Annotated in this window: 24 protein-coding genes; 20 read left to right on the top strand and 4 right to left on the bottom strand. The window is 72.0% G+C overall.

Annotated features, from left to right (window positions below):
• Nucleotides 1-32 precede the first annotated feature (32 nt).
• The 3 genes from RM590_RS24245 (at nt 33) to RM590_RS24235 (ending at nt 2,912) form a co-directional block, all read left to right on the top strand.
• Nucleotides 33-1,283: a site-2 protease family protein gene (locus RM590_RS24245; RefSeq protein WP_311706812.1), complete on the top strand. Its 1,251-nt coding sequence runs from the start codon at nt 33-35 to the stop codon at nt 1,281-1,283.
• A 24-nt stretch (nt 1,284-1,307) separates the two neighbouring features.
• Nucleotides 1,308-2,207, top strand: a complete 900-nt coding sequence (locus RM590_RS24240; RefSeq protein WP_311706811.1) for a tRNA (adenine-N1)-methyltransferase — start codon at nt 1,308-1,310, stop codon at nt 2,205-2,207.
• Between the two features lie 141 nt (nt 2,208-2,348).
• Nucleotides 2,349-2,912 (top strand): hypothetical protein, encoded by a 564-nt coding sequence (locus tag RM590_RS24235; RefSeq protein ID WP_311706809.1) that lies wholly within the window; start codon nt 2,349-2,351, stop codon nt 2,910-2,912.
• A 13-nt stretch (nt 2,913-2,925) separates the two neighbouring features.
• Here the strand turns inward: RM590_RS24235 and RM590_RS24230 are convergent, their stop codons facing one another.
• Nucleotides 2,926-3,237, bottom strand: coding sequence for a ferredoxin (locus tag RM590_RS24230; protein ID WP_311706808.1), 312 nt, complete (start codon nt 3,235-3,237; stop codon nt 2,926-2,928).
• 224 nt (nt 3,238-3,461) lie between these two features.
• On the opposite strand from RM590_RS24230, the gene arc reads away from it, so the two are divergent.
• From arc to prcA, 5 genes are all read left to right on the top strand, one after another.
• Nucleotides 3,462-5,246 (top strand): proteasome ATPase, encoded by a 1,785-nt coding sequence (arc, locus tag RM590_RS24225; RefSeq protein ID WP_394813960.1) that lies wholly within the window; start codon nt 3,462-3,464, stop codon nt 5,244-5,246.
• Nucleotides 5,247-5,415: 169 nt separating this feature from the next.
• Entirely contained in the window at nt 5,416-6,927 is a 1,512-nt protein-coding gene (dop, locus tag RM590_RS24220) for a depupylase/deamidase Dop (protein ID WP_311706806.1), read from the top strand.
• 123 nt (nt 6,928-7,050) lie between these two features.
• Nucleotides 7,051-7,269 carry a ubiquitin-like protein Pup gene (locus tag RM590_RS24215; RefSeq protein WP_311706805.1) on the top strand — a complete coding sequence of 73 codons (219 nt, stop codon included), beginning with the start codon at nt 7,051-7,053 and terminating at the stop codon, nt 7,267-7,269.
• Nucleotides 7,270-7,409: 140 nt separating this feature from the next.
• Nucleotides 7,410-8,255, top strand: coding sequence for a proteasome subunit beta (prcB, locus tag RM590_RS24210; RefSeq protein WP_311706804.1), 846 nt, complete (start codon nt 7,410-7,412; stop codon nt 8,253-8,255).
• 53 nt (nt 8,256-8,308) lie between these two features.
• Complete coding sequence (gene prcA / locus RM590_RS24205; RefSeq protein ID WP_311706803.1) at nt 8,309-9,076, top strand: proteasome subunit alpha; 768 nt, start codon at nt 8,309-8,311, stop codon at nt 9,074-9,076.
• 67 nt (nt 9,077-9,143) lie between these two features.
• Here the strand turns inward: prcA and RM590_RS24200 are convergent, their stop codons facing one another.
• The gene (locus RM590_RS24200; RefSeq protein WP_311706802.1) at nt 9,144-10,187 is read right to left on the bottom strand and encodes a LacI family DNA-binding transcriptional regulator; all 1,044 of its coding nucleotides are present in this window, start codon (nt 10,185-10,187) and stop codon (nt 9,144-9,146) included.
• A 90-nt stretch (nt 10,188-10,277) separates the two neighbouring features.
• Between RM590_RS24200 and RM590_RS24195 the strand changes: the two genes are divergently transcribed.
• From RM590_RS24195 to RM590_RS24145, 11 genes are all read left to right on the top strand, one after another.
• A complete protein-coding gene (locus RM590_RS24195) occupies nt 10,278-11,540 on the top strand; it encodes an MFS transporter (protein ID WP_311706801.1) in 1,263 nt (420 codons plus the stop codon).
• Between the two features lie 9 nt (nt 11,541-11,549).
• Complete coding sequence (gene pafA, locus RM590_RS24190; RefSeq protein WP_311706800.1) at nt 11,550-12,911, top strand: Pup--protein ligase; 1,362 nt, start codon at nt 11,550-11,552, stop codon at nt 12,909-12,911.
• Between the two features lie 104 nt (nt 12,912-13,015).
• Nucleotides 13,016-14,023 carry an FKBP-type peptidyl-prolyl cis-trans isomerase gene (locus RM590_RS24185; RefSeq protein ID WP_311706799.1) on the top strand — a complete coding sequence of 336 codons (1,008 nt, stop codon included), beginning with the start codon at nt 13,016-13,018 and terminating at the stop codon, nt 14,021-14,023.
• 73 nt (nt 14,024-14,096) lie between these two features.
• Complete coding sequence (locus RM590_RS24180; RefSeq protein WP_311706798.1) at nt 14,097-14,471, top strand: FKBP-type peptidyl-prolyl cis-trans isomerase; 375 nt, start codon at nt 14,097-14,099, stop codon at nt 14,469-14,471.
• Between the two features lie 76 nt (nt 14,472-14,547).
• Nucleotides 14,548-15,501, top strand: a complete 954-nt coding sequence (locus tag RM590_RS24175) for a helix-turn-helix transcriptional regulator (RefSeq protein WP_311706797.1) — start codon at nt 14,548-14,550, stop codon at nt 15,499-15,501.
• Between the two features lie 14 nt (nt 15,502-15,515).
• Entirely contained in the window at nt 15,516-16,484 is a 969-nt protein-coding gene (locus RM590_RS24170; RefSeq protein ID WP_311706796.1) for a helix-turn-helix transcriptional regulator, read from the top strand.
• 2 nt (nt 16,485-16,486) lie between these two features.
• The gene (locus RM590_RS24165) at nt 16,487-16,714 is read left to right on the top strand and encodes a hypothetical protein (RefSeq protein WP_311706795.1); all 228 of its coding nucleotides are present in this window, start codon (nt 16,487-16,489) and stop codon (nt 16,712-16,714) included.
• Nucleotides 16,715-16,843: 129 nt separating this feature from the next.
• Nucleotides 16,844-17,122, top strand: coding sequence for a Sec-independent protein translocase subunit TatA (gene tatA, locus RM590_RS24160; RefSeq protein ID WP_311706794.1), 279 nt, complete (start codon nt 16,844-16,846; stop codon nt 17,120-17,122).
• A 72-nt stretch (nt 17,123-17,194) separates the two neighbouring features.
• A complete protein-coding gene (gene tatC, locus RM590_RS24155) occupies nt 17,195-18,118 on the top strand; it encodes a twin-arginine translocase subunit TatC (protein WP_311706793.1) in 924 nt (307 codons plus the stop codon).
• Nucleotides 18,119-18,134: 16 nt separating this feature from the next.
• Complete coding sequence (locus RM590_RS24150; protein WP_311706792.1) at nt 18,135-19,049, top strand: diacylglycerol kinase; 915 nt, start codon at nt 18,135-18,137, stop codon at nt 19,047-19,049.
• 46 nt (nt 19,050-19,095) lie between these two features.
• Nucleotides 19,096-21,906: a DEAD/DEAH box helicase gene (locus tag RM590_RS24145; RefSeq protein ID WP_311706791.1), complete on the top strand. Its 2,811-nt coding sequence runs from the start codon at nt 19,096-19,098 to the stop codon at nt 21,904-21,906.
• Nucleotides 21,907-21,959: 53 nt separating this feature from the next.
• Here RM590_RS24145 and RM590_RS24140 read toward each other — a convergent pair whose 3' ends face one another.
• Nucleotides 21,960-22,892, bottom strand: a complete 933-nt coding sequence (locus RM590_RS24140; RefSeq protein WP_311706790.1) for a 5'-3' exonuclease — start codon at nt 22,890-22,892, stop codon at nt 21,960-21,962.
• Between the two features lie 218 nt (nt 22,893-23,110).
• On the opposite strand from RM590_RS24140, the gene RM590_RS24135 reads away from it, so the two are divergent.
• On the top strand, nt 23,111-24,313 hold the full coding sequence (locus tag RM590_RS24135; protein WP_311706866.1) for a cation:proton antiporter: 1,203 nt from the start codon (nt 23,111-23,113) through the stop codon (nt 24,311-24,313).
• A gap of 31 nt (nt 24,314-24,344) precedes the next feature.
• Here the strand turns inward: RM590_RS24135 and RM590_RS24130 are convergent, their stop codons facing one another.
• Nucleotides 24,345-25,031, bottom strand: coding sequence for a gamma-glutamyl-gamma-aminobutyrate hydrolase family protein (locus RM590_RS24130; protein WP_311706789.1), 687 nt, complete (start codon nt 25,029-25,031; stop codon nt 24,345-24,347).
• Nucleotides 25,032-25,042 lie beyond the last annotated feature (11 nt).

The raw sequence follows: 25,042 nt of genomic DNA, 5'->3' as shown, positions 1-25,042 counted from the left end.
CATGATCGGGCGTGACGCGACGAGGGGAACCGGTGGGAGATTCCGACAGCGACGGCGCACCGCGCGCCGGCGGCCAGCAGGCCCCGGACGAGGCCGGCGAACGCCCCGAGGAGTCCGGCGGCGGGATCCTGATGGGCCGTCTCTTCGGCGTGCCGGTGTACGTCACGCCGAGCTGGTTCGTGGTCACCGCCCTGATCACCTGGTTCTTCGGGAACCAGCTCGACCGCGTGCTGCCCGAGCTGGGCAACGGCCGTTACCTCGTCTCGCTCTTCTTCGCCGTCGCGTTCTACGCCTCCGTGCTGGTGCACGAGCTGGCCCACACCGTCGCGGCCCTCCGGTTCGACCTGCCCGTGCGCCGCATCCGCCTCCAGTTCCGCGGCGGCGTCTCGGAGATCGAGAAGGACTCCGACACCCCGGGCCGGGAGTTCGTCCTGGCCGGCGTCGGCCCGCTGCTCTCGCTCGTCCTCGCCGGGGTCTTCTACCTCGGCATGCAGACCGTCGAGTCCGGCACGGTGCCCGGCGTGCTGCTCACCGGCCTGATGCTCTCCAACCTCATCGTCGCCGTGTTCAACCTCCTGCCCGGCCTGCCGCTCGACGGCGGCCGGATGCTGCGCGCCGTCGTCTGGAAGCTCAGCGGCAGCCCCATGACCGGCACCGTCGCCGCCGCCTGGACCGGCCGCGTGCTGGCCGTCGCCGTGCTGGTCGGCTTCCCGCTGGTCACCATGGAATCGCTCACCGACCGCGAGTCGTTCACCGGCCTGGAGTCCCTGACCAACGCGCTGCTGGCGGCCATCCTGGCGGCCATCATCTGGACCGACGCGGGAAACAGCCTGCGCATGGCCCGGTTCCGCGAGCGGCTGCCCGCGCTCAGCGCCCGCGCCCTCACCCGCCGGGCCGTGCCCGTCACCGCCGAGACGCCGCTCTCCGAGGCGCTGCGCCGGGCCAACGAGGCCGGCGCCCGCGCCCTGGTCGTCGTGGACGGCGACGGCACCCCGCTGTCGCTGGTCCGCGAGTCCGGCATCGCCGGCGTCTCCCAGCGCCTGCGGCCCTGGGTGGTCGTCGGCTCGCTGGCCGAGGACCTCACCGACGGCATGCGGGTGTCCGCCGACCTCACCGGGGAGGCGCTGCTGGAGCACCTGCGCGCCACCCCCGCCACCGAGTACCTGGTGGTCGAGGACACCGGCGAGATCTACGGTGTCCTGTCCGCCGGCGACTTCGAACGCGCCTTCATCGCCGCCATGGCCCGCTCGGCCCCCGCCCCCCGGCCGCGGTCCGCCCCCTGACTTGGGTGGACTAGGCTGAGGCCCATGTCCGAACCGACCGGTGCAGCCCGCCGTCGCGGGCCCTTTCAGGTCGGGGACCAGGTCCAGCTCACCGACCCCAAGGGACGCCACTACACGTTCACGCTCGAAGCCGGGAAGAGCTTCCACACCCACAAGGGCGCCTTCCCCCACGACGAGCTGATCGGCGCCCCCGAGGGAACCGTCGTCCGCACCACCGGAAACGTCGCCTACCTCGCGCTGCGCCCCCTGCTCCCCGACTACGTCCTGTCCATGCCGCGCGGCGCCGCCGTGGTCTACCCCAAGGACGCGGGGCAGATCCTGGCCATGGCCGACATCTTCCCCGGCGCGCGCGTCGTGGAGGCCGGCGTCGGCTCGGGCTCGCTGAGCATGTTCCTGCTCCGGGCCATCGGCGACCAGGGCATGCTCCACTCCTACGAGCGCCGCGCCGACTTCGCCGAGATCGCCCAGGAGAACGTCGCCCGCTACTTCGGCGGTCCGCACCCCGCCTGGCGGGTGACCGTCGGCGACCTCCAGGACCACCTCTCGGACACCGACGTCGACCGCGTCATCCTCGACATGCTCGCCCCCTGGGAGTGCCTGGACGCCGTCTCCAAGGCCCTGGTGCCCGGCGGCATCGTCTGTGCCTACGTCGCCACCACCACCCAGCTCGCGCGCACCGTCGAGACGATCCGTGAGCACGGCACGTTCAACGAGCCGCGCGCCTGGGAGACCATGGTCCGCACCTGGCACGTCGAGGGCCTCGCGGTGCGCCCGGACCACCGCATGATCGGGCACACCGGCTTCCTCCTCACCGCCCGGCGCCTCGCCGAGGGCGTCGCGCCCCCGCTGCGCCGCCGGCGCCCCGCACCCGGCGCATACGGTGCGGACTACACCGGACCGGGTTCCGGCAGCGGCGCGTCCTGACGGAATGATCGCCGGGGAGCCACCCCGCCGTTCCCCGGCGATGTGAGATATGGCACGATGCCGGAACCCGCCGGTCAGGCACTGGGGTCCGGCGTCGCGTCATGTCCCCCCCCGTCACCGCTGTCCTTTGGAGTCCCCCGCGTGCAGCTCCCGGCAGGCCTCGACACCGACCTTCCGCACACCCGCGCCCGCATCCGTCACTGGCTCACCACCGGCGTCGCCCTCGGGGTCGTGACCGGCGCCGCCGCCCTGGTCCAGCCCACGGGCGCCACCGCGAACCAGGGCCCCGTACGCGGCGGCCCGGACCCGGCCGCCGCCGAGTACCCGCTGGACTGCGGGCCCTTGGGCGTGCTCGTCACCGACCAGGCCGAGATCGACCTGGACGCCGACCGGCGGGCCGAGACCATCGCCGTGGTCCGCTGCGACGCCGGTTCCGGCACCCCGCCGCACGGCATGTACGTCCTCGCCGGCGCCGACGACGAGAACGCGGCGCCGCGCGTCGCCGAGACCCTGGTGGACCCCGGGGAGGGCATGACGGTGGACCGGCTGGCCGTCCGCGAGGGCACGATCTCCGTGCGGCTGACCGGCTACTCCTCGCCCGACGTCCCGCGCTGCTGCCCCGACCGGACCCGGGACGTGAGCTGGGCCTGGCGGGACGGCCGGCTGGAGCCGCACGTGATCTCCGAGGCGCCGGCCAGCGTCTGACCGCCGCGGCGGGCTACTCGGCGTCCGGCCCGTACACCTCGGCCCGGTCCGAGACCCGGCGGACGTGGATGCACTGCCCCGGGCAGTCCTTCACCGACTGCGCCACGTCGCGCAGCAGCGGCAGCGGCACCGGCGCGGTCGCCCCGGGCTCGGTGAGCAGCTCGGCCTCCGTGCCCCGCGGGGCCGGCGGCTTCACATAGGCAAGCCCGTCGATGTCGAGTTCGAACACCTCGGGAGCGAGCTGCGCACAGATTCCATCCCCGGTGCAGAGGTCCTGATCGATCCAGACCTCAAGCTCCTCGGCGGCTTCGTTCCGCACGCTCATCGGCCCACCGTTCCTCGTAGCTGTGAATCAAAGGGAGCCATCCCTGACGGGTGTTGACCGCTTACGACCATACAGCGGGCCGCTTTCCAACGGACCATGGTGGGTATTTCCCTGGCGTGGGGGAGTGCGCAAGGGTGAAGATCGGACACACCCCGACCGTGTTTGTGATCTAGGGGTTTCGAACTGCACCGGTCCAGGTAGGGTCTGAAAGCGTCCAGCTCCCCTTGGAGGAGGTGAGGACCGTGGTATCTCAGAATGACGACAGCAACCGCGGCATCCGGTCCGGTCGAGGGTCCGACGACCCGACCCGGGAGATTGCCGACCTTGAGCAGGAGATCACCGTCCTGCGCCGAAAGCTGGCCGACTCTCCGCGCCACACTCGGATTCTCGAGGAGCGGATCGTCGAGCTCCAGACGAATCTGGCCGGGGTTTCCGCACAGAACGAGCGACTGGCGAGCACCCTGCGCGAGGCACGCGATCAGATCGTGGCCCTCAAGGAGGAAGTCGACCGGCTCGCCCAGCCGCCCTCCGGCTTCGGCGTGTTCCTGCGCGGCAACGACGACGGCACGGCCGACATCTTCACCGGCGGCCGCAAGCTCCGGGTCAACGTCAGCCCGAGCATCGAGCTCGGCGACCTCCGGCGCGGCCAGGAAGTCATGCTCAACGAGGCGCTCAACGTCGTCGCCGCCATGGAGTTCGAGCGTGCCGGGGACATCGTCACCCTCAAGGAAGTCCTGGAGGACGGCGAGCGCGCCCTGGTGGTCGGCCACACCGACGAGGAACGGGTGGTGAAGCTCGCTTCGCCACTGATGGACGTGACGCTGCGGGCCGGCGACGCGCTGCTGCTCGATCCCCGTTCCGGGTACGTCTACGAGGTCGTGCCCAAGAGCGAGGTCGAGGAGCTCGTCCTCGAAGAGGTCCCGGACATCGACTACACGCAGATCGGCGGCCTCGGCGGCCAGATCGAGCTCATCCGCGACGCGGTGGAGCTTCCCTACCTGCACCCCGACCTCTTCCGCGAGCACGAGCTGCGCCCGCCCAAGGGCGTGCTGCTCTACGGCCCGCCCGGCTGCGGCAAGACCCTGATCGCCAAGGCCGTGGCCAACTCGCTGGCCAAGAAGGTCGCCGAGGTGACCGGCAAGCCGGCGGGGAAGAGCTTCTTCCTCAACATCAAGGGCCCCGAGCTGCTGAACAAGTACGTCGGGGAGACCGAGCGGCACATCCGGCTGGTCTTCCAGCGGGCCCGGGAGAAGGCGAGCGAGGGCACGCCCGTCATCGTCTTCTTCGACGAGATGGACTCGCTCTTCCGCACCCGCGGCTCCGGCGTCAGCTCGGACGTGGAGAACACCATCGTCCCGCAGTTGCTGTCGGAGATCGACGGCGTGGAGGGCCTGGAGAACGTCATCGTCATCGGCGCCTCCAACCGGGAGGACATGATCGACCCGGCGATCCTGCGGCCGGGACGGCTCGATGTGAAGATCAAGATCGAGCGCCCGGACGCCGAGGCCGCCCGCGACATCTTCTCCAAGTACCTCACGCCCAGGCTGCCGCTGCACGCCGATGACGTCTCGGAGCACAACGGCAGCCCCGAGGCGACCATCGAGGGCATGATCCAGACCGTCGTCGAGCAGATGTACGCCGAGACCGAGGAGAACCGCTTCCTGGAGGTCACGTACGCCAACGGCGACAAGGAGGTCCTGTACTTCAAGGACTTCAACTCCGGCGCCATGATCGAGAACATCGTGGACCGGGCGAAGAAGATGGCCATCAAGGACTTCCTCGACCACAACCAGAAGGGTCTCCGCGTCTCCCACCTGCTGTCCGCGTGCGTGGACGAGTTCAAGGAGAACGAGGACCTGCCCAACACGACCAACCCGGACGACTGGGCCCGCATCTCCGGCAAGAAGGGCGAGCGGATCGTCTTCATCCGCACGCTCGTCACCGGCAAGCAGGGCGGGGACACCGGCCGTTCCATCGACACGGTGGCGAACACCGGTCAGTACCTGTAGCGCATGACACGTCCGGCTGCGGGGCACGCGAGGGCGGGCTCCGCAGCCGGACGTTTTCCCTGTCAGTCCTAAGGAAACCCGCAGTGACCTCCTCACCGCTCCGCGTGTCGCCTAGGCTCGTATCCAGCAGCGGGACGGTGAGGAGCCGCCGCCGGGCAAGGAGGGCCGCATGACTGTACGGCGAGTGATGGGCATCGAAACCGAGTACGGCGTCTCCGTGCCCGGCCACCCGAACGCCAACGCCATGCTCACCTCCTCCCAGGTCGTGAACGCCTACGCGGCCGCGATGCACCGCGCCAGGCGCGCGCGCTGGGACTTCGAGGAGGAGAACCCGCTCCGGGACGCCCGGGGCTTCGATCTGGCCCGGGAGAACGCCGACGCCAGCCAGCTCACCGACGAGGACATCGGACTGGCCAACGTCATCCTGACCAACGGCGCGCGGCTGTACGTCGACCACGCGCACCCCGAGTACAGCGCCCCGGAGACCACCAGCCCGCTGGACGCGCTGCTGTGGGACAAGGCGGGCGAGCGGATCATGGCCGAGGCTGCCCGGCGCGCCGCCGAGGTGCCCGGAGCCCAGCCGATCCACCTGTACAAGAACAACACCGACAACAAGGGCGCCTCCTACGGCACCCATGAGAACTACCTGATGAAGCGGGAGACGCCGTTCTCGGAGATCGTGCGCCACCTGACGCCGTTCTTCGTCTCCCGCCAGGTGGTCTGCGGCGCCGGCCGGGTCGGCATCGGCCAGGACGGCAGCGAGCACGGCTTCCAGCTCAGCCAGCGGGCGGACTACTTCGAGGTCGAGGTCGGCCTGGAGACGACGCTCAAGCGCCCCATCATCAACACCCGCGACGAGCCGCACGCCGACGCGGAGCGCTACCGCCGGCTCCATGTGATCATCGGCGACGCCAACCTGGCCGAGGTCTCCACCTACCTCAAGCTGGGCACGACCGCGCTGGTCCTGTCCATGATCGAGGACGGCTTCATCGCGGTGGATCTCGCCGTGGACCAGCCCGTGCGCACGCTGCACAGGGTCAGTCACGACCCGTCGCTGAAGGAGCTGGTCACCCTCCGCAGCGGCCGGACGCTCACCGCGGTCCAGCTCCAGATGGAGTACTACGAGCTGGCCCGCAAGTACGTCGAGGAGCGATGGGGCGCGGACGCCGACCCGCAGACCACCGACGTGCTCAGCCGCTGGGAGGACGTGCTCGGCCGGCTGGAGCGCGACCCGATGAGCCTGGCCGGCCAGTTGGACTGGGTGGCGAAGCGGGAGCTGATGGAGGGCTACCGACGCCGCGACGGGCTCGGCTGGGACGCGGCCCGCCTGCACCTCGTGGACCTCCAGTACGCCGATGTGCGCCCCGAGAAGGGCCTGTACAACCGGCTCGCGGCCCGCGGCCGGATGACCCGGCTGCTGAGCGACGAGGACGTCCTGCGCGCCCAGGGCAGCCCGCCGGAGGACACCCGGGCGTATTTCCGGGGCCGTTGCCTGGAGCAGTACGCCGACGACGTGGCCGCGGCCTCCTGGGACTCGGTGATCTTCGACCTGCCCGGCCGGGACTCGCTCCAGCGGGTACCCACCATGGATCCGCTGCGCGGGACACGGGAGCACGTCAAGGACTTGCTGGACCGCTGCGCCACGGCCGAGGATCTTGTTCGTGCGCTCTCGGGCGGCTGATTTCCCCCCGATCCGGGAATCATGAAGGTGGTTCCCGGACGTTGTAGCAAAGAAGGGCCGATGTCAGCCCCGGCTAGTAGGGTCTGATCTTGATACGTCGAGCTGAAGCATGGGGTGAGGGAGATGGCGACCAAGGACACCGGCGGCGGCCAGCAGAGGGCGTCGCGCACCAGCGAAGAAGTCGAGGAGCAGACACAGGACGCGGAGGTCTCGGAGGATCTCAAGGAGCGCCAGGAAGCTCTGACGGACGACGTGGACTCCGTGCTGGACGAGATCGACGAGGTTCTTGAGTCGAACGCCGAGGACTTCGTGCGCAGCTTCGTCCAGAAGGGCGGCCAGTAACGCGGCCTCCGGGAGGCCCTGCGACCCGGGTGGATCTTCAGCATGTGACGGGTAGGGTCCGTGGCATACGCTGCCGAAAGCCCCCGGCCGCAGCGCCGGACCGGGGCAGCGGACCGTTTCTCCTACTCGGAAGGAAACCTGTGGCGGCCAACTCCCATGACCAGGGGCGACTCCCGGCGGCCTTCCTGCGGCCGGGGTCCTCCTCTTTCCTGGACTTCCTGTCCGACTACGCCCCGGAGCGGCTGCCGGGCGGCCGGCTGCTGCCGCCGGTGGAAGGGGCGGTGGAGACCGTGCACGGCACGACGATTGTCGCGGCCACCTTCGACGGCGGCGTGGTCCTGGCCGGCGACCGCAGGGCGACCATGGGGAACATGATCGCCCAGCGCGACGTGGAGAAGGTCTTCCCGGCCGACGAGTACTCCGCGGTCGGCATCGCCGGCACCGCCGGGCTGGCCGTCGAGCTGGTCAAGCTCTTCCAGTTGGAGCTGGAGCACTTCGAGAAGGTCGAGGGCCACGTGCTCTCCCTGGAGGGCAAGGCCAACCGGCTGTCCACCATGATCCGCGGCAATCTCGGGATGGCCATGCAGGGGCTGGCCGTGGTCCCGCTGTTCGCCGGCTTCGACCTGGAGCGGGAGACGGGCCGGATCTTCTCCTACGACGTGACCGGCGGCCGTTCCGAGGAGCTCGGGTTCGCCGCCGTCGGCTCCGGCTCGATCTTCGCCCGCGGCGCGCTGAAGAAGCTGCACCGCCCCGACCTGACCGAGCAGCAGACCGCCACGGCCGTGGTCCAGGCGCTGTACGACGCGGCCGACGACGACTCGGCGACGGGCGGCCCCGACCTGACCCGCCGGATCTTCCCGATCGTCACGGTCATCACCGAGGACGGCTTCCGCCGGCTCAGCGAGGCCGAGGTCTCCGAGATCGCGCGCACCGTGCACGAGGGCCGGCTCCAACTGCCCAACGGGCCCCAGGCTCCCGTTCTGTAGATTCCCGCCGTAACGCTGACGACTTCTGACGGACAGGAAGGGACGAGTAGCCGGTGTCGACGCCGTTCTATGTCTCACCCCAGCAGGCCATGGCGGACCGGGCCGAATACGCGCGCAAGGGCATCGCGCGCGGACGCAGCCTGGTCGTGCTTCAGTACGCCGACGGCATCGTGTTCGTCGCCGAGAACCCGTCTCGCGCGCTGCACAAGGTGAGCGAGATCTACGACCGGATCGCCTTCGCCGCGACCGGCAAGTACAACGAGTACGAGAGCCTGCGCATCGGCGGCACCCGCTACGCCGACCTGCGCGGATACACCTACGACCGCGAGGACGTCACCGCCCGCGGGCTGGCCAACCTCTACGCCCAGACGCTGGGCAACATCTTCTCCAGCGCCGCCGAGAAGCCCTACGAGGTGGAGCTGCTGGTCGCCGAGGTCGGCGAGACCCGCGCGGACGACGAGATCTACCGGCTGCCGCACGACGGTTCCATCATCGACGAGCACGGCTCCGTCGCCGTCGGCGGGAACTCCGACCAGATCGGCAGCTATCTCGACCAGCGGCATCGCGACGACATGAGCCTGGGCGAGGCGCTGCGGCTGGCCGTCGAGTCGCTGACCCGCGACAGCAACGGCAGCGAGCGGGAGTTGACGGCCGACCAGCTCGAGGTCGCCGTCCTCGACCGGAACCGCCCGCAGAAGCGGAAGTTCAAGCGGGTGCTGGGCGGTCAGCTCACGCGGCTGCTGGAGGAGCGTTCCGCCGCCGCCCCGGCCGAGGAGTCCGGCGCCGAGGCCGAGGCCGAGGAGAGCGCGCCGGAGGAGTGACCGAAGCGTGGCGCGAGGTGCGCCCCGGGGCCGCGGTGCCCCGGGGCGCACGCGTATCTCCGGTATCTCAGGGTGCCGGAGGGGCCGTTGAGCCGCGCTGCCTCAGCTCCACCGGGAGCACGGTGGTGCCCAGCACCTCGCCGCGCAGCACGGCCAGCAGCGCCCGCATGCCGGCCGCGCCCAGCTCCTCCCCGGGCAGCCGCACGGTGGTCAGCTCGGGCTCCACCGCGGTGGCCATGGTCAGATCGTCGAATCCGGTCACCGACACGTCGTCGGGCACCCGCAGTCCGCGCCGCCGCGCGGCCTTGAGGGCGCCCACGGCCAGCAGGTCGTCGTCGCAGACCAGCGCGGTGGGCCGCGCCGGGCCGGCCAGCGCACGGCTGGCCGCGAGCAGGCCGCCCCGCACGTCGATCGACGCGCGTTCGGTCACCACGACCTCGGCGCCGGGGACCGCCGCGACCTCCTCGGCGAGCACTCCCGCCCGCACCCGGAAGGTCCAGGAGTCCACGTCCGCCGCGATGTGCGCGAACCGCCGGTGGCCGAGTCGCAGCAGATGACCCGCCACCAGGCGCATGCCCGCGGCGATGTCCGGGTTCACGGTGGCGGCGGCCCCGCCGTCCGGCTCGCTGTCCAGCATCACCAGCGGCAGCCCGCCCTCGCTGAGCACCGCCAGCGCCTCGGTGGCCATGGAGGAGGCGACCACGCCGTCGAGCGTGGCGCTCGCCGAGGTGAACGGGTCCGGCGCGGTGCCCACTCCCTCGGGCGAGGGGTAGAGCACGACGCCGACGTCGTCCGCCGCGGCGGCCCGGGCGGCGCCGGCGTGCACGCGGGCGAAGAACTCGTTGGTGAGCGCGGGCACCACCACCAGCGCCGTGCGGGCGCGGCCCAGACGCAGGGTGCGGGCCGCCAGATTCGGCCGGTAGCCCAGCTCCCGCGCGGCGGCGCGCACCGCCTCCGCGCGCGCCGGTGACACCCGGCCGGCCCACCGGTCGCGCAGGACCAGCGAGACGGTCGCCTGGGACACCCCGGCGCGCTCGGCCACGTCCCGGCTGGTCGGCCGGGACGGGATCCACTCCCCGGGCCGCTGCCCGGCCGCGCGTCCGTCGCTCATCGAAGCCGCTCCTGTCGTCCGACTCCCGGAACCGGCCCATCGTACGTAGAATCGTCGAGGTTATACGTAACACTAACGGAGGGTGCGGATATGGCCACGGGCTATCTGGAGCTGCTGCGGGCCCGCCATGTGCTGTGGCTGCTCACCGGCACGCTGGTCGGCCGGCTACCGAACGCCACCGCGGCCCTGGCCGTCGTGCTGTTCGCCCGGGCCGAGGGCAGCAGCTACTCGCTGGCCGGTGTGCTGGCCGCGCTGTACGGGCTCGCCACCGCCGTCGGCCAGCCGCTCCTGGGCCGCCTGGTGGACCTGTACGGGCAGCTCCGGGTGATGCTGCCCGCCGCCGTCGTCTCGGCCCTGGCCATGACCGCGTTCGCCCTGGTGGGCACCGAGCCGCTGGCGTTCTCCTGCGTCGCCGTGCTCGTCGCAGGGCTGGCCACCCCGCCGCTGGAGGGCGGGCTGCGCGCGCTGTGGGCCAGCGTGCTGACCCACGGCGACCGACTGCACCGCGCCTACGCCCTGGACGCGGTGGCGCAGGAGGTGATGTTCGCCGGCGGGCCGCTCCTCGTCATGCTCCTGGTCGCCGTCCTGTCCGAGGCCGCCGCCCTCTACGTCATCAACGCCTTCGGCCTGCTCGGGGCGTTGTGCGTCGTCCTCTCCCGCCCCTCCCGGCGCTGGCGCGCGGCCCCGCGCGAGGCGCACTGGCTCGGCGCGCTGCGCTCGCGGGGGCTGCTCGCCCTGCTCGCCTGCTTCTTCTTCGTCGGCGTGGCCCTGGGCGCCATCGCCGTGGCGGCCGTCGCCTACGCCGACGAGCGCGGCGACGAACTGGTGGCCAGCTACCTGCTGTCCGCCACCGGCGCCGGCGCGCTGGTCGGCGGCCTGTGGTACGGCGCCCGGCACTGGATCGGCGCGGCCGAGACGCGGCTGCGGCTGCTGGTGGCGGCGCTCGCGCTGGGCTTTCTGCCGCTGGCCCTGGCGCCCGGCTCGGTGCCGTTGATGACGCTGCTCGCCGGGGTCGCCGGCCTCTTCCTCGCGCCCGCCCTGGCCTGTTCCTTCGTCGTCATAGACGGCCACGCGCCGACGGGCACCGTCACCGAGGCGTTCTCCTGGCTGGTCACCACGTTCGGGGTGGGCGCCGCCGCGGGCACCGCCGCCGTGGGGCCGGTCATCGAGCAGGGCGGGGAAACGGCCGGTTTCGGCCTGGTGGGCGTGGCCGGTGGTCTGGCGCTGCTCGTGCTGATCGCCACCCGGAGTGTTCTCGCAGCTCCCGGCGGTGGCCGGACCCCGGCCCCGGAAACACAAAATGATCGAAACGCCGCACTCGAACCCGGTTTCAGAAGCGGGCGGCAGGCGTAATGTTCAGTCATGGATCGCCGAATCTTCGGGTTGGAGAACGAGTACGGGGTCACCTGTACGTTCCGCGGGCAGCGACGGCTGTCCCCGGACGAAGTGGCGCGGTACCTCTTCCGCCGGGTCGTCTCATGGGGACGCAGCAGCAATGTGTTCCTGCGCAACGGCGCCCGGCTCTATCTGGACGTCGGTTCGCACCCCGAATACGCCACACCGGAGTGCGACAACGTCACCGAGCTCATCACGCACGACAAGGCGGGTGAGCGCATTCTCGAAGGGCTGCTGGTCGACGCCGAGCGGCGGCTGCACGAAGAGGGAATCGCCGGCGACGTCTACCTGTTCAAGAACAACACCGACTCCGCGGGCAATTCGTACGGCTGCCACGAGAACTATCTGGTGGCGCGGCACGGCGAGTTCTCCCGGCTGGCGGACGTGCTGATCCCGTTCCTCGTCACCCGGCAGCTCATCTGCGGCGCGGGCAAGGTGCTCCAGACCCCGCGCGGCGCGGTCTTCTGCGTCAGCCAGCGCGCCGAGCACATCTGGGAGGGCGTCAGCTCCGCCACGACCCGTTCGCGGCCCATCATCAACACGCGGGACGAGCCGCACGCCGACGCGGAGCGCTACCGCAGGCTGCACGTCATCGTGGGCGACTCCAACATGTCGGAGACGACCATGCTGCTCAAGGTCGGCGCCACCGACCTCGTGCTGCGCATGATCGAGGCCGGCACCGTGATGCGCGACCTCACCCTGGAGAACCCGATCCGGGCCATCCGCGAGGTGAGCCACGACATCACCGGCCAGCGCAAGGTGCGGCTCGCCACCGGGCGGGAGGCGTCGGCGCTGGAGATCCAGCAGGAGTACTACGAGAAGGCGCTCGACTTCTGCGAGCGCCGCGGGATGCGCACCGGGCTGACCGAGCAGGTGCTGGAGCTGTGGGGCCGGGCGCTGGAGGCCATCCGCGCCGAGGAGCTCGACAAGATCAACACCGAGATCGACTGGGTCATGAAGTACCAGCTCATCGAGCGGTACCGGGCCAAGCACAACCTCACGATGTCCCACCCGCGGGTGGCCCAGATAGACCTCGCCTACCACGACATCCACCGTCGCCGCGGCCTGTACTACCTGCTGGAGCGCAAGGGGCAGGCCCAGCGCATCTGCAACGACCTGAAGATCTTCCAGGGCAAGTCGGTGCCGCCGCAGACCACGCGGGCCCGGCTGCGCGGGGACTTCATTCGGCGTGCCCAGGAGCAGCGGCGGGACTTCACCGTCGACTGGGTGCACCTCAAGCTCAACGACCAGGCGCAGCGCACCGTCCTGTGCAAGGACCCGTTCCGGTCGGTGGACGAGCGGGTGGAGAAGCTGATCGCCGGGATGTGAGCCATCCGGGGTGGCGGCCCGGCGGGACGCACAGGAAGAGGCCGTAGGGTGGGGCGGGACCAGCGGGGTCCCGCCCCCGGCCGTGCCTACCCCAAGTTGGACAGATGATCCCCATCAAACGAGCGCGCCGCACCGTCGCGGTGCTGGCCGTGCCCGCCCTCCTGCTGACCGCCGCCTGCGGCTCCGACTCCGAGCCCTCCGGTGGCGACTCGGAGTCCTCCGCCCCCGCCTCCGGGCCGGTGGCGACCGTCTCCGGTGAACCCGACGCGCCACCGGAGATCTCCGTCGACGAGGACGCCGAGGTCGGCTCGGAAACCGTTGTCGAGGTCATCAATGAGGGTGACGGCGCCGAGGTGAAGGACGGGGACTTCCTTCGGGTGGATGTCGTCGGCCGTGTCATGGGTGCGGACATGGAGCTGCTGAACACCTGGAACAGCGCGGCTGAGGGCGAGGAGGGCCCCCGGCAGCAGTTCGTGGTGCAGGTGGGCAGCGCCTCCTCGATGCCCGAGGCCGCGACCACGCCGCTGGTGGGCGCCACCGTGGGCAGCCGGGTGCAGGTCGAGGGGCGGGTCGGGGACATGCTCGGCCCGACCGCGCAGCAGGCCGGGTTCGCCGAGGACGACGGCGTCGTGTGGGTCTTCGACATCGCCGCCGCGGCGACCGTCGACGCCACGGCGCAGGCCGAGGGGGAGCAGGCCGCGACCGCCGAGGGCATGCCCGAGGTGACGGCGGAGGACGGCGGGGCGCCGGCCATCACCATCCCCGAGGGCCAGGACCCGCCGGGCGAGCTCCAGGAGCAGGTCCTCATCGAGGGCGACGGCGCCGAGGTCGCCGAGGGGCAGGGCCTGATCGCCCAGTACGTCGGCGTCACCTGGGCCAACGGGGAGAAGTTCGACTCGTCCTGGGACCGGGAGGCCGCCTCCGGGTTCCAGATCGGCACCGGCTCCGTCGTCGAGGGCTGGGACCAGGGGCTGGTCGGCAAGCACGTGGGCGACCGGGTGCTGCTGGTGATCCCGCCCGACATGGGCTACGGCGACCAGGAGGCGGGCAACGGCGCGATCCCGGCCGGTTCCACCCTGGTCTTCGTCGTCGACATCGTCGGCGTGGTGTGACGGCTCCGTACGCCGGTCACCCGGTCCCGCACAAGCCCCCACAGACAGCGATCGTTCGTAGGAGTGGTTCTTTGTGAGCACTGAGAAGCCCGAGGTCGACTTCCCCGGCGGCGAGCCGCCCGCGGACCTGGAGATCAAGGACCTCTGGGAGGGCGACGGCCCCGTCGCCCAGGCCGGGGCCGAGGTCGCCGTGCACTACGTCGGCGTCGCGTTCAGCACTGGCGAGGAGTTCGACGCGAGCTGGAACCGCGGCACCCCGCTGCGTTTCCGGCTCGGTGGCGGGCAGGTCATCCCCGGCTGGGACCGCGGCGTGCAGGGCATGCGGGTCGGCGGCCGGCGGCAGCTGATCATCCCGCCGCACCTGGCGTACGGCGACGCCGGCGCCGGAGGCGGCCGGATCAAGCCGGGGGAGACGCTGATCTTCGTCTGCGATCTGGTCTCGGCCTGATCGGCACAAGCGGTACGGTGGGCCCATCCCATGCGGGATGGGCCCATTGCGTTGAAGGAGGAGGGGCGACGCGCCGATGGCGATTGCCAAGGCCGAGCGGCTGATGAACCTGGCCCTGTGCCTGCTGGGGACCGGCCGCCCGCTGAGCAAGCGGGAGCTGCGCACCTCCATAGAGGCGTACATCGAGGTCGGCTCCGAGGACGCCTTCAACCGGATGTTCGAGCGCGACAAGGACGACCTGCGCGAGCTCGGCATGATCATCGAGACGGTGGAGAGCATCGAGGGCGATGTCGGCTATCTCGCCCGTCGCGACCGCAACCAACTGCCGCCCGTCACCCTGGACGCCGAGGAGGCCGCCGCGCTGGGCCTGGCCGCCAAGGTGTGGCAGCAGGCCCGGCTCGCCGGGGCCGCCAGCGGCGCCCTCCAGAAGCTGCGGGCCGCCGGGATGCCGCTGGCCGAGGACGAACGCGAGGCGTACAGCGCGCTCGAACCGCGCGTGCCCGCCGGTGAGTCGGCGTTCGAGCCCCTGATGATCGCCTGCCGCGACCGGCGCCCGGTCACCTTCGCGTACCGCAAGTCCAACGCCGCCCGCCCCGAGACCCGGCAGGTCGAGCCCTGGGCGCTGGAGTGCTGGCGCGGCCACTGGTATCTGGCCGGATTCGACCGCGACCGCGGCGCCGTGCGGGTCTTCCGCCTCTCCCGGATCGTCGGCCGCGTCAAGTCGCGCATCGGCTCGTTCATCGCCGAGGTGCCCGGTCAGGTGGCCGTCCGGGAGAGCGTCGCCCGCTGGGCGGGGGAGCACGCCACGGGCCACGCACGGATCCGCCTGCGCTCCGGGGCCGGCTACCCGCTGCGCGCCCGCGCCACCCGCGTCGGGGGAACGGCCGACGGCTGGGACGAGCTGGAGATCCCCTACGGACACGGACTGGGCGCCTGGCTGGCCGAGTTCGGCCCGGATGTGATCGTGCTGGAGCCCGCCGAGCTGCGGGCGGACGTGGTGGACCGGCTGCGCGCGGTCGCCAAGGGCTGAGGAGAGAGGCAGACATGGCGACCACCGCCATCGACCGGACCCGGCGGATGCTGTCCCTGGTGACGTATCTGCGGGAACGGCCGGGCGCCCGCGTGGACGAGGTGGCGCGCGCGTTCGGGATCTCGGAGGACGAGCTGATCTCCGACCTCAACGTGCTGCCCATGTGCGGCACCAGCTTCCGCGGCGGGGACCTGCTGGACATCGACACCGACGGCGAGCACATCTGGTGGCACAACGCGGACGCCGTGGGCTCCGGCACCGGCCAGCCGCTGCGGCTGGCCGCCGACGAGGCGACCGCGCTGCTGGTCGCCGCCCGCGCCGTGGCCACCCTGCCCGGCCTGCGCGACGGGGACCGGGACGCGCTGCTGCGGGCCACCGCCAAGCTGGAGGCGGCGGCCGGTGAGAACGCCGGGGCCAGCTCGCGGCTGTCGGTCACCTTCGAATCCGAGGGCGGGGTCTTCGCGGACGTGGACCGCGCCATCGCCGAGCGCCGCCGGCTGCGCATCCGGTACTACTCGCCCGGCCGGGACGAGCTGACCGACCGGGAGATCGACCCGATCCGGCTGTTCGCGGTCGGTCACACCTATGTCGAGGCATGGTGCCGCCGGACCGAGGCGCGGCGGACGTTCCGGCTGGACCGCGTCGCCCGCATCGAGCTGCTCGACACCCCCGCCGACCCGCCGCCGGTGGAGCCGCGCGACCTCAGCGAGGGGCTGGTGCAGCCGGCGCCCACCGACCCCGAAGTGGTGATCGAGGTGGGGCCCGGCGGGCGCTGGGTCGCGGAGTACTACCCGCACGACGAGGCCGAGGAGCTGCCCGACGGCGGGCTGCGCGTCACGCTGCGCACCCCGGACCCGGCGACGCTGCGCCGACTGGCGCTGCGGCTGGGCGGGGACGGCCGCATCGTGGCCCCGGCCGGGCTGGCGGAGAGCGCGCGGGACGCGGCACGTGCCGCCCTGCGCCTGTACGAGGAGCTGGGGTAACGATGTTCTGGCCGATGTTCCAGCTCGGGCTCGCGTTCTGCGGGGTGGCCGTGCTCGGCGTGCTGGCCGTGCGGGTCGGCATCGAGGTGCGCCGTTTCTCCCGGGCGGTGGGCGACAGCGCCGAGCGGATCGGCCGGGCCGTGGAGGAACTGGAAAGGTCCGCCGAGCCGCTGGCGGCCCGGGCCGGAGCGGTGCGCCGGCCCAACGGCAGAAATAACGCGAAAGAATAGGCCGCCGCTCAGGCATTGCTTTGCGTTCACCCTTGCGCGTTAAGATTGCTGCTCGTGCGGGACGGTCGGGAATGTCCGTGTCCGGCACGGCACGAAGATCATTCCCGGATGAGAGAGTAGACGGACGATATGGGCTCGATCTCACCATGGCACCTCCTGCTCGTCTTCCTCGTCGTCGTGGTCGTCTTCGGCTCCAAGCGTCTGCCGGACACCGCCAGGGCACTTGGCAAGTCCATGCGCATTCTGAAGAGCGAGACGGCGGCCATGAAGAACGACGGCGGCAAGACGGGTTCGGAGACCTCCGCTCCCGGTGACGGCGGGACGGCGCCCAGGACGATCCAGGCGGCTCCCGGGGACACCGAGAGCTCCCGCCCGGTCGAGGAGCCGAAGCGGACCTCCCAGGGCTGACGCCCGCCGCTGGTCACGAGTGATGTCGGCGTCCGGAGTGGTTCCGGCCGCCCCGTGAGATGAGGACGTGGGGTGCCGAAGGCCACACGCAATAAGGAGAAGGACCCCGAGGGGCGGATGCCCCTCACCGAGCATCTGCGCGAGCTGCGCAACCGGCTCGGCATTTCGGTGGCGGCGGTCCTCGTCATCACGATCGTGGCGCTGTTCTTCGCCAAGGACATCATGGATGTCCTCACCGACCCGCTCCCCGAGTGCGACGAGGTGAACGACACCCAGCGTGCCGCGGAGGAGTGCGCCACGCTGACCCAGCAGGGTCTGACGTCCCCCTTCGCCACGTACTTCCGGGTCTCGCTGCTGGTCGGCCTGATCGCCGCGTCGCCGGTGTGGCTCTACCAGGCCTGGGCCTTCATCGCCCCGGGCCTGCACAAGAACGAGAAGAAGTACACCCGTGCCGTCGTCGGCGTCGGCGTCCCACTCTTCCTGGCGGGCGTCTATTTCGCCTACTGGCTGCTGCCGCGGGCCATCCCGGTCCTGCTCAGCTTCAGCGCCGACGGCGTGGAGAACCTGGTCACCGTCGAGGAGCTGCTGGACATCACGGTCCGCATGGCCCTCGCGTTCGGGCTCTCCTTCGAGCTGCCGCTGCTGCTCGTCCTGCTCAACTTCGGCGGGGTCGTCTCGGGCAAGCGGATGGTGAGCTGGTGGCGCTGGATGGTGGTCGGCATCGCCATCTTCGCCGCCGCCATCACCCCCACCGACATGATGTCCATGATCGCCCTCCAGGTGCCGGTCACCGGGCTGTACTTCATCGCCTGCGGCATCGCCCTGCTCAACGACCGGCGCAGGGGCCGGCGGGACCGGGACGCGGAGCTGAGCGACGAGGAGGCGTCCGAGCTCGACCTGACGCCGTCCACGATCGAGCCCGTGGAGCGGGTCACCGCGGCCGGCGGCGACGACGTGCGCTCCTCCCGGCTCAACGGCTTCGACGACGCGACGTGACCCGTACGGGCCGCGGGTGAGCGGTGAGATCACGCTGCTGGTCAATCCGGCGGCGGGCCGGGGGAACGCCGACGGCGCGGCGCTGCGCGCGGCCCGCGTCCTGCGTGGCGCCGGGTTCCTGGTGCGCGGCGTCGTCGGCGAGGACGCGCGGGACGCCGTGCGGCGCGCCCGCGCCGCCGTCGCGGGCGGCACCGGGGCCCTGATCGCCGTCGGCGGGGACGGCATCGTCTCCCTCGCCCTGCAGGCCGTGGCCGGCACCGGGACGCCGCTGGGCATCGTCCCGGCGGGCACGGGCAACGACACCGCCCGCGCCTGTGGGCTGCCGCTCGGCGACCCGGACGCGGCCGGCGAGGTCGCCGCCGCCGCGCTGAAGGCGGGCACGACCCGCGCGCTGGACCTGGGCCGGGTCGGCGAGAGCTGGTTCGCGAGCGTGCTGGCCTCCGGCTTCGACTCCCGCGTCAACGACCGGGGCAACCGGATGCGTCACCCGCGCGGACGGCTGCGCTACGACCTGGCGATGGTCGCCGAGCTGGCCGGGCTGCGGACGGTTCCCTACCGGATGCGGCTGGACGACGGGCCGTGGCGCGAGATCGACGCTACGCTCATCGCCGTCGGCAACGGTCCGAGCTACGGCGGCGGCATGCGGATCTGCGCCGGGGCCCGGCTCGACGACGGGCTCTTCGACATCACCGTGGTGGGCGAGGTCGACCGGCGGACCCTCCTGCGCGTCTTTCCCCGCGTCTACCGGGGCACCCACCTCGGGCACCCGGCGGTGTCCGTGTTCCGGGCGGCCAGGGTGACGCTGGAGGCCCCGGGCGTCACCGGTTACGCGGACGGCGAACCGCTCGGCCGGCTGCCGCTGACCGCCGAGTGCGTACGCGGCGCGGTGCGGCTGCTGGCAGCTCCCGCGCCCGGTCCCGCCGGGGACTAAAGTCCCCGCGTGGGCGGGGGGTCGGGCCGGTAGGCTCGTAAGCACAATGACCGACCACATGTCCCCTGCTGAGCGCTACTCCGCCGCACGGCGGCGTGCCACCGAGCAGGCTTCCGCGCTCGCCGCGTTCCGCGAGCTGTACGACTTCGGTCTTGACCCGTTCCAGATCGAGGCGTGCCAGGCCCTGGAGGCCGGCAAGGGTGTGCTGGTCGCGGCGCCCACCGGCTCCGGCAAGACGATCGTCGGGGAGTTCGCCGTGCACCTGGCCCTCGCCCAGGGCCGCAAGTGCTTCTACACCACCCCGATCAAGGCCCTGTCGAACCAGAAGTACACCGATCTGGTCAAGCGCTACGGCGCCGACCGGGTCGGGCTGCTCACCGGTGACAACAGCGTGAACTCCGAGGCGCCGGTGGTCGTGATGACCACCGAGGTCCTGCGGAACATGCTCTATGCCGGCTCCCAGTCGCTGCGCGGGCTGGGCTATGTCGTGATGGACGAGGTCCACTACCTCTCCGACCGCTTCCGGGGCGCGGTCTGGGAGGAGGTCATCATCCATCTCCCCGAGTCCGTGACCCTGGTGTCGCTCTCGGCGACCGTGTCCAACGCCGAGGAGTTCGGCGACTGGCTGGACACGGTCCGTGGCGACACCGAGGTCATCGTCTCCGAGCACCGCCCGGTGCCGCTGTGGCAGCACGTGCTGGCCGGGCGCCGGCTGTACGACCTGTTCGAGGAGTCCGGCGAGAAGCGCGAGGTCAACCCGGACCTGCTGCGCATGGCGCGGATGGAGAACAGCCGGCCGTGGGTCGCCCGCGACCGCTACCGCAACGCCCGGGACCGGCGGCGCGCCGCCGACCGCGAGCGCGAGAAGCGGCAGCGGGCCCGCATCTACACGCCCAGCCGGGTCGAGGTCATCGACCGGCTGGACGCCGAGGGGCTGCTGCCGGCGATCACGTTCATCTTCAGCCGGGCGGGCTGCGAGGCCGCCGTTCAGCAGTGCCTCAGCGCCGGACTGCGGCTGAACGACGCCGAGGCGCGGGCCCGGGTGCGGGAGATCGTGGAGCGGCGCACCGCCGCGATCCCGGATGAGGACCTGCACGTCCTGGGCTACTTTGAGTGGCTGGAGGCGCTGGAGCGGGGCATCGCCGCGCACCACGCGGGCATGCTGCCGACGTTCAAGGAGATCGTCGAGGAGCTGTTCGTGCGCGGCCTGGTCAAGGCCGTCTTCGCCACGGAGACGCTGGCCCTGGGCATCAACATGCCAGCGCGCTCGGTGGTCCTGGAGAAGCTCGTCAAGTGGAACGGCGAGCAGCACGCGGACATCACGCCCGGTGAGTACACGCAGCTCACCGGCCGTGCCGGGCGGCGCGGCATCGACGTCGAGGGCCACGCGGTCGTGCTGTGGCAGCGCGGCATGGACCCGGCGGCCCTGGCCGGGCTGGCGGGGGCGCGCACCTATCCCCTGCGGTCGTCGTTCAAGCCGTCGTACAACATGGCGGTCAACCTGGTGGCGCAGTTCGGCCGGCACCGGTCGCGGGAGCTGCTGGAGACCTCGTTCGCGCAGTTCCAGGCGGACCGGTCGGTTGTCGGGATCTCCCGGCAGGTGCAGCGCAACGAGAACGGGCTGCGCGGGTACGAGGAGGCGATGACCTGCCACCTGGGCGACTTCCAGGAGTACTCCGCGCTGCGGCAGGCGCTGAAGGACCGCGAGACGGAGCTGGCGAGGCAGGGTGTCGCGCAGCGGCGGGCCGCGGCGCACACCTCGCTGGAGCAGCTTCGACCGGGCGACATCATCCAGGTGCCGACGGGCAAGTTCGCCGGGCTGGCGCTGGTGCTGGACCCGGGCGTGCCGGCCGGCCGGAGCCCGGGGCACCGCGGGCACGACGCGCACGACGGGCCGCGTCCGCTGGTGCTCACCGAGCAGCGGCAGGTCAAGCGGCTGGCGTCGATGGACTTCCCGGTGCCGGTGGAGGCGCTGGACCGGATGCGCATCCCCAAGTCGTTCAATCCGCGCAGCCCGCAGTCCCGGCGCGATCTGGCCTCGGCGCTGCTGGCCAAGGCGGGGCACGTCGTGCCGCGCCGGCACCGCAAGCAGCGCTCCGCGGCGGCGGACGACGCCGAGATCGCGCGGCTGCGGCAGGCGATCCGCGTGCACCCGTGCCACGGCTGCGACGAGCGCGAGGACCACGCCCGCTGGGCCGAGCGGTACCACCGGCTGGCCCGGGACACCCGGCAGTTGGAGCGGCGGATCGAGGGCCGGACGAACACCATCGCCCGCACCTTCGACCAGGTCGCCGCGCTGCTGACGGAGCTGGGCTACCTGCGGGGCGACGAGGTCACCTCGGACGGCCGCCGACTGGCCCGGCTCTACGGCGAGCTGGACCTGCTGGCCAGCGAGTGCCTGCGGGACGGCGTGTGGGAGGGGCTGGGCCCGGCGGAGCTGGCGGCCTGCGCCTCGGCGCTGGTCTACGAGGCCCGCAGCGCGGACGACGCCCCGGCGCCGGAGGTGCCCGGCGGCCGGGCGCGGCAGGCGCTGGCCGACATGGTGCGGATCTGGGGCCGGCTGGACGCGCTGGAGGAGCAGCACCGCATCAGCCAGGCGACGGGTGTCGGCCAGCGGGAGCCGGACCTCGGCTTCGCCTGGCCCGCCTACCGCTGGGCGCAGGGCCACGGCCTGGACGAGGTGCTGCGCGACGCCGATATGCCGGCCGGTGACTTCGTGCGCTGGTCGAAGCAGGTCATCGACGTGCTGGGCCAGATCGCGGCGGCGGCGCCGGAGGGCGGCACCGTGGGATCGACCGCCCGCAAGGCGGTCGACAAGATGCTGCGCGGCGTGGTCGCCTACAGCTCGGTCGGCTGAACGGCCGCACGCCGCCGGCCCCGGACCACCCGTCCGGGGCCGGCGGCGGCTTGTCAGCGGTCCAGGGCGGCGAGCAGGCGGGTCAGTGAACCGCCAAGGCCCCAGCGCTCGTTGAGCGCGTCCAGCGTGGCCGGGTCGCGGGGGGCACGGGGCAGCGCCGGGGCGCGCGCGGGCAGCGGCACCTCGGTGGCGACGCGCACCACGCGCGGGGCGACGGCCAGATAGGGCAGCGCCTCGGTGAGCCGCTTGCGCTGGGTGGGGGTGAACGAGGCGCCGGGGTCGTCCAGGGCCTTGATGACGGTGACCAGGTCGCCGTACCGCTCCAGCAGCCGGGCCGCCGTCTTCTCGCCGATGCCGGCCACGCCGGGCAGCCCGTCGCTGGGGTCGCCGCGCAGCACGGCGAGGTCGGCGTAACCGGGGCCGTTCACCCCGTATTTCTCCCGCAGCGCCGCCTCGTCGAAGGTGGCGAGGGTGGCCATGCCCTTGACCGGGTAGAGCACGCGGACCCCTCGTGCGTCGTCGATGAGCTGGAACAGGTCGCGGTCGCCGGTGACGACGTCGACCGGTCCGGTGGCGCGGGTGGCGAGCGTGCCGATGACGTCGTCGGCCTCGTAGCCGGTCGCGCCGAGCCGGACGATGCCCAGCGCGTCCAGCACCTCCTCGATGACCGGCACCTGCGGGGTGAGCGTGTCGGGAACGACCTCGGTGTCGGGTCCGATCGCGGCCTCCTCGGCGACCCGGTGTGCCTTGTAGGAGGGGATCAGCTCCACGCGCCAGGCGGGGCGCCAGTCCTCGTCGAGACAGGCGACGAGGTCGTCGGGCCGGTGGTCGCGCACCAGCCGGGCGATGAAGTCGAGCAGGCCGCGCACCGCGTTGACGGGGGTCCCGTCGGGGGCGCGGACCGACTCCGGAACGCCGTGGTAGGCGCGGAAGTAGAGCGAGGCGGTGTCGAGCAGCATCAGTCGTCTGGTCACACCCCGGATCATGCCGTACGGCGGGGGCCGGAGACCCGCCCTCCGGTGTCCGAAAAGTCGTTTGGTATGCTAAGTATTAACGCTTTCTTGACGCTCATTTGACCGAGCCGTCCGGACGCCATAGGAGGAGCCATCCGCTTGTTGACGCCCGCCCGACCCGGCCGCCGTACGTTCTTCGCCCTGCCGCGCGGCGGGTGACGGCCATGGGACACGCCGACACCCTGCTCGCGATGGGCGGCGCCTTCGTCGCCGCCGCGATCCTCGCCCGCCTCGGCGGCCGCATCGGGCTGCCCACGATCCCGCTGTTCATCCTGGCCGGGATACTTCTCGGCCCCAACACTCCCGGTTTCGTGCTCCTGGAGGACCCGCACGATCTGGAGATGCTCTCGGCTCTCGGCCTGGTGCTGCTGCTGTTCTACCTGGGCCTCGAATTCCACATGGAGGACCTGCGAACCGGCGGCCGCAAGATGGTCGTCGCCGGCTCCGCCTATCTCGCGCTGAACGTCGGGGCCGGCCTGGCCTTCGGGTTCGCGCTGGGCTGGGGCACCTCCGAGGCCCTGGTGCTCGCCGGTGTGCTGGGCATCTCGTCCTCGGCCATCGTCACCAAGATCCTGGTCGACCTCGGCCGCATCGGGAATCCGGAGACCAAGCCCATCCTCGGCATCATCGTCGTCGAGGACATCTTCCTCGCCCTGTACCTGGCGGCCCTCCAGCCGGTGATCTCCGGCGCGGACGACGTGGGCGCCATGCTCGCGGACATGGGGAAGGCGTTCGGCTTCCTGGTGCTGCTCGCCGTGGCCGCGCGCTGGGGCACCGGCGTCATCGGCCGTCTCTTCGCCACCAGGGACGACGAGCTGCTGGTGATCTCCTTCCTCGGCGCGGCCGTGCTCGTCTCCGGAGTGGCCGAGAAGTTCGGGGTGGCCGACGCCATCGCGGCGTTCATGGTCGGCCTGATCCTCGGGAACACCGGGTCCGGGGACCGCATCCGGGAGCTGGTCCACCCGCTGCGGGACGCCTTCGCGGCAATCTTCTTCTTCGGCTTCGGCCTGTCGATCGACCCCGGCGACCTGCCGAGCGTCATCTGGCCGGTGCTGATCGCCCTGCTCGTCACCATCTCGATGAACGTGCTGGCCGGGCTGTTCACCGCGCGGGTCTACGGCTTCGGCCCCCGGCCCACCGCGAACGCCGCCACCACGCTGCTGGCCCGCGGCGAGTTCGCGCTGATCCTGGCCACGATGGCGGCCGCCGCCGGGCTCGACGAGCGGCTGTCCCCGTTCATCGCGGGCTATGTGCTGATCCTCGCCGTCATCGCCCCGCTGGTCGCCGGTCGGTCGCACTGGTTGGCCCGGCTGCTGCCGGGCGGCCGGGCCGACGCGGAACGGTACACGGAACGGGAGGCCGCCGAGGCGGGGGCGGCCCGGTCGGCGCCCTGACGGCGCCCGGCCGGGGGCGGTCGCGCGGTGGTCAGTCGGCCGCCGCGGTGGTCAGGGCCCGCATCACGCTCGTGTCCTCGCCCGCCTCCGGGTGCCACTGCACGCCGAGGACGAAGCCGTCCGCGGCCGGGAGTTCGACCGCCTCCACCGTGCCGTCCGCCGCGACGGCCGACACCACCAGGCCCCGGCCCAGCACGTCCACCGCCTGGTGGTGGTAGGTGGGCACTCGCACCGGGCCCGGCAGCGCGGCGGCCAGCCGCGTGCCGGGCACCGGCCGCACCTCGTGCGCGCCGAAGGTTCCGGGCAGGCCGGCGTGGTCGTCCAGGTGCTGGCGCAGCGTGCCGCCGAGGGCGACGTTCAGCAACTGCATTCCGCGGCAGATGCCCAGCAGCGGCACCCGCAGGTCCAGGGCGGCGCCGATCAGCGCCAGCTCCCAGGCGTCGCGCTCCGGCGCGGGCGGCCCGCAGCGCGGATCCCGCCGCGCGCCGTACCGCTCCGGGGCCACGTCCGGCCCGCCCGCGATCACCAGCCCGTTCAGCCGGGCCACCGTCGCCCGGGCCGCCGCCGGGTCCTCGTCCGGCGGCAGCAGGGCCGCCAGCCCGCCCGCGCGCTGGACCAGCCGGTGGTAGCCCGCGGGCAGCAGCGCCGCGCGTTGCTCCCACACCCCCCAGCGCGCCGGCTCCAGATAGGTGCTGACGCCGATGAGGGGCCGGTCCACGGACGTTCTCC

It is taken from the genome of Streptomyces litchfieldiae (assembly GCF_031845365.1).
GTDB lineage: Bacteria > Actinomycetota > Actinomycetes > Streptomycetales > Streptomycetaceae > Streptomyces > Streptomyces litchfieldiae.
Note: the sequence above shows the minus strand (reverse complement) of the source record. Positions and strands in the feature narration are given on the sequence as shown.